Origin of the sequence: Falsiroseomonas oryziterrae (assembly GCF_021864505.1) — a bacterium.
Classification (GTDB): Bacteria; Pseudomonadota; Alphaproteobacteria; order Acetobacterales; family Acetobacteraceae; genus Falsiroseomonas; species Falsiroseomonas oryziterrae.
Map to the genome: position 1 here is coordinate 1 of NZ_JAKJIB010000423.1, position 2,943 is coordinate 2,943.

Sequence of the window (2,943 nt, forward strand, 5' to 3'; positions counted from 1 at the left end):
CTGCGCCGCCGCCTGCGCAGCCTGCGCCGCCGCGCCGGCCGCAGCCTGGCCCGCAGGCGGCGGCGGCGGCTGGCTCAGCGTGAGCTGGCGCGAGATGGCGACCAGAAGGTCACGCATCGGCGATTGCGGCGCTCCGAGGATGAAGAGGTCCTGCACCGCCTGCGGCAGCGCGCGCAGCGGCACGACGTTGAGGTCGTTCAGCAGCGCGTCCCAGTGCCGGACATAGTCGTTGACGTAGAGCGCAACGACGTCGCGCTCCAGGTTCTGCACCGCAGGGCTGCGCGGATCGATCTCCGAGCGCTGGCCGAGCACCCAGGATTCGCTCGCCACCTCGCGCGCCGCGTTGGGCAGCGAGGGGAGCAGCACGCGGTGGAAGCCTTCCACCGTGTAGAAGCCCGGGATGCCCTCGGTCAGCGGACGGCCGGAGCCGCGGATGAACAGCCGCGCGCCGGCCGCGCCGGCGGCCTGGCCCGGCGTCCATTGCGGCAGGCCGGTCGCCGCGGCGGACGGCCGGATGCGCGAATAGACCCGTTCGGCCAGCGGGATCCGGCTGAAGGCGCGCTGCGCCTCCTCGACCAGTGCGCCGTCGAGCGCCACGCGCGGCAGAGGAGCGGACAGCAGCGCGGCCAGGTGCGTCTGCAGGTTGTCGCGCAGCGGCTGGTTGGGCGCGCCCGGATAGGTCGCCGACCAGTCCAGGTTCATCCACTCCCGCACCAGGTCGCGATCGAGCGGCCCGGCGGAGCCCAGCATCAGGTAGATGCGCGTCGCCTCGTAGAGCAGGTCGGGCTGGTTGAAGCCGCCGCGCATCTGCGCCTCGAGCCGCCAGAGCAGGCGCGGCAGGAAGGCGTTCTGCAGCGCGTGACGGTAGGTGGTCGCCCCCGCCGCCTGCAGCTTGCCCGATTGCGACATGCCGAAGCCGGCATCCGCCGCCGCCGCCGCGCCGGGCAGCGCACGCGCCGCCTCGAGCACCGGCGCGATGCGGCCGAGGTCGCCGTCGTTGACGGGATCGGTCAGAACCGGACGCGCAAGCTGCTCATAGGCCGCGAGCGCATTGGCGAATTGCTGCGCGCCGGATTCCGCGCGGCTCTTCTCCATCCACATCCAGGCGCCGCCGCCCACCATGAGCAGCGCGCTCGCCGCCCAGGCGGTGATGCGGACCACGCGGTCGCGCGCCGCGCCGGCCGGGTTGGCGGAGCCGAGCATCGCCTCGCCGAAGATCACCTCCTTCAGCAGGCGCTCGAGGAAGTAGGAACGGCCGGCCTCCGGCCGCAGCGCGGGCGCGCGACGCTGGTCGATGCCGAAGCCGCGCGCAAGGACGCCGGTGAGGCGGTCGATCGGCGTTCCTTCCTGCGTGCCCGACGTCATGTAGACGCCGCGCAGCCAGGGCGCTGGGTCGAGCCGGGAGCCGCCGAAGGCCTCGGTCAGGAACTCCTGCAGCGGCTGCTGCAGGCTGGCGAGTTGCGTCGGGAAGCCGGCGATCAGGCCGCGGCGATCCGGGTTGCGCTCCGCCTGGAGCCGGTCGAGCGTGCGCGCCTCGACGCGGTCGACGAGGTCCTTGAACTCGGCGCCGAAGCCCTGCAGCGGATCGCCGGCGGCGGGGAAGGTCACGCCCCAGACCTGCGAGCGGCGCTCGCGGTCGAGGTCGTCGAAATACTCGGTGAAGCCGCGCAGCAGGTCGGCCTTGGTCAGCAGCAGGTATACCGGCACGCGCACGCCGAGACGGTCGGTCAGCTCCTTGATGCGCTTGCGGATCGCGCGCGCATGGGCGACGCGCTCCGGCTGCGGGGCGGAGGCGATCTCGGGCACGCCGATCGCCACCAGCACGCCGTTCAGCGGCTGGCGCGGGCGGTTGCGCTTGAGGAGATCGAGGAAGCCGTCCCAGCCGGCACGGTCCACATTCGCGTCGGAATCCTGGGTGGTGTAGCGGCCGGCGGTGTCGATCATCACCGCCTCGTCGGTGAACCACCAGTCGCACATGCGCGTGCCGCCGGCGCCGGCCACCGCGCCCTGGCCCATCTCGGCCGCGAGCGGGAACTTGAGCCCGGCGTTGAGCAGCGCGGTGGTCTTGCCGGCACCGGGCGGGCCGATGATGACGTACCAGGGCTGCTCGTACAGATAGCCGCGGCTGCCGCGCGCCTTGGCGAGCGTCGCGAGCGCCGTGGTCAGCTTCTCGCGCATCTTCGCCTGCTCGTCGTCGGCGGCGAGCTTCGATGGATCGGGGCCGGCGGCGGCGCCCTGGACGAGGTCCTGCTCCTTCTTCGATGCCTTGCGGCCGATCCAGAAGTTCAGGCCGCCCCAGACGAGGATCACAACCGCGACGAGGACGGCACGGATGATCCAGTCTTCCAGGAACGCCAGCAGAGGGCCGAAGACCCAGATGAGGACGGCGATGAGGGCCGCGCCGATCCCGGACAGGATCCAGCGCCAGGGCAGGCGGGACATCAGCGGGCCTCCCTGCGGAGCAGGACTTCGATGCGGCGATTCGCCTCGCGCCCCTCGGGCGTCGCGTTGTCCGCCACCGGTTCGGTGTCGGCACGGCCTTCGGAGCTGATGGCCGACGGGTTGCCGAGCGTGCGCAGCAGCGCGACGCGCGCCGCTTCCGCGCGGGCGGCGGAGAGCGCGAAGTTGGACGGGAAGGCGACGGTGCGGATCGGCTGGTTGTCGCTGTGGCCGATGACGAGCACCGAGCCCGGCCCGAGCCGCAGCTCCTCGCGCAGCGCCTCGCCGATCCGCGCCATCAGCGGCTGGAAGGCCGGGTTCAGCGTCGCACTGCCGGAGGGGAACATGCCGCGGTTGCGGATGCGCACCAGCGGCGCGGCGTCCGTGCCCTCGACCGTCACCAGGCCCTGCTGGATCTCGGGTGCAAGGAAGGCGCGCAGCTTGTCGACGGTGGAGGGCGCGGGCGGCACGGCGGGCGGCGGCGCGGGCGGCGGCGGCCGGACC

At 73.0% G+C, this 2,943-nt stretch carries 2 protein-coding genes; both read right to left on the reverse strand.

Annotation, left to right across the window (positions count from 1 at the left end):
- Nucleotides 1-2,442, reverse strand: a 2,442-nt coding sequence (gene tssM / locus L2I40_RS21335; protein WP_237217218.1) for a type VI secretion system membrane subunit TssM, incomplete at its 3' end; no start/stop codon positions are given.
- On the reverse strand, nt 2,442-2,943 hold a 502-nt coding region (gene tssL, locus L2I40_RS21340), incomplete at its 5' end, for a type VI secretion system protein TssL, long form (protein WP_237217219.1). The genes tssL and tssM, both read right to left, overlap by 1 nt.